The sequence below is a fragment of the Roseateles sp. P5_B10 genome, assembly GCF_056400485.1.
Genome location: NZ_JBFULE010000971.1, coordinates 1 through 1780, shown reverse-complemented (window position 1 = coordinate 1780; position 1780 = coordinate 1). Strand labels below are relative to the sequence as shown.

The 1780-nt window shown below is 65.9% G+C and carries 1 protein-coding gene; it reads right to left on the bottom strand.

Translation table 11 applies throughout. From position 1 onward, the window contains the following. Nucleotides 1-1764, bottom strand: a 1764-nt coding sequence (locus AC1DU6_RS29875) for a DUF6701 domain-containing protein (RefSeq protein WP_477861653.1), incomplete at its 3' end; no start/stop codon positions are given. Nucleotides 1765-1780 lie beyond the last annotated feature (16 nt).

The following is a 1780-nucleotide window of genomic DNA, read 5'->3' as shown; positions in this document are numbered from 1 at the left end:
CTTCTGGGCGCCGTCGGCCTTGAAGACGACTGCGTCCAATGCGATCCCGCTCGACAGAAAATTGCCGACGACGGCGCTGGTCTTCAACGCAAAGCTGCCGACCTCGCTGTAGCTGAGGTTGTTCACGGTGGCGCTGCCGCCGGAGAAGCCGCTGATGACGTTGTTGAGGAGGCTGCCCGGCGTACCGCCAGCCGGCGTATACAAACTCGCATCCGGCGTCAGAGTGACGCTGCTGTTGAAGGTCGGAGCGAGGCCGCCGGCCGTGACCTGCGCCAGGGTGGCGTTCGCGTCGGGTACCCCAGTGCCGCCGCTGTCGGCGCCGGAAGCCCAGCGGTAGGCGCCGACAGTTGCCGAGAACGCGGCCCCAGCCCTGCCGAAGAAGGCGTCCGCTGCATTGCTGCCAGCGGGGTTGCCGATGCCGCCGAGCGTCAAGCCACTGATGACGACGGTGAAAGGTCGCACGATCAGATCGCCGACGCTGCCACTGAGGGTGGATCCGACGTAGGTGAGAGAGTCGTCGTCCAGGCTGAGGGTGTATTTGCCGATGTCGGTCGTCGTGAGGCTGACATTGGCGACGCCGCCGCTGAAGACCAGCGAAAGATTGTTCGTCGACGGTCGCGTCGTCGGCACGGGCAGCGTCGCGTTGGGCGTGACGGTTGTGTTGACGAGGCTCGGCATCGCCCAGGAGCCGTTCTTGTCCGTGCGCCATAGCTTGAGGTTGTGTGTGCCGCTGTAGTCGGTCGCGACACCGCAGTTGGCCGTCGTGCTGTCCTTCTTCACCAAAGAGACGCGGAGGTCGTGGGGGCGGCCAGCGACAACCACATTGCTGCCATCGATCTTGTTCGCAAGGTCCTCGGCCCAGACGAAGGCGTTGTCGCTGAACAGGATGTCCGCCGTCGTCGTGCTGGTGCTCGCGGAAGTGCTGTCCGCCGCTGTCACTTTGACCGCCTGGGCCCGGCCGTACGAGAGGGTCAGGCGGGCGACGCCTTGGTCCGCCGACGAGAAGGTGTAGCTGGACTGACCGCTGCCCGGCGAGGGCTGGCTGAAGCTGCCGCTACCGCTGGACAGCGCCCAGGTGCCGCGGCTGGTGGAAGTCGACAGGTTCACTGTCCCCACGTAGCTTGTAAGGACGATGGCGCAGGCCGTGTCGCTGCAGGCCCGCAATGTGATCGTCGTGGGAGAGCACGTGCTGGCGTTGGTGGTGCTGGGAACGACTTCAATGTGGTCCAGCGGCAGCGGGCAGACGCGCGAGAGCGACGCCATGTCGGCGTTCAGCTCCAGCGCGCTGATCTCGTAGTTGTAGACCCGCATTTCGTCGATGAGGCCRTTGGCCGACCTCAGCGTGCCATTGGTGGGCGCGGTGCTGCTGCGGTTGTCGCCGACAAAGAGGGTGCCGATGCTGTTGTCCAGGCTGCCGCTGGTCGTCGCCGTCGTGGCGCCGATCTGAACGCCGTTGAGATAGATGCGCAGCGTGCTCTGGTTGGTGCCGGCTGCCAGGTTCCAGGTGATGCCGATGTGCTTCCACGTGCTCGCGGCGACGGACTGCGCCGGCGTGGCGGTCGACACCACGAGACCGTTGCTGTCGGTGACGGTCAGGCGCAGGGAACCGTCGCTCTGGCGCACCAGGAAGAAGGGCTTGCTCGTGGACGTCGTCGCGTCCAGCAGCATCGCCGCCGAGTTGTTCCAGGCCGTGCTGGCGTCGTACCAGAAGGTCACGGCGCCCTTGTCGCCGACGCCGGAGTTGACGTCGAGCAGCGTGTCCACTGCGTGGCTGGTACTC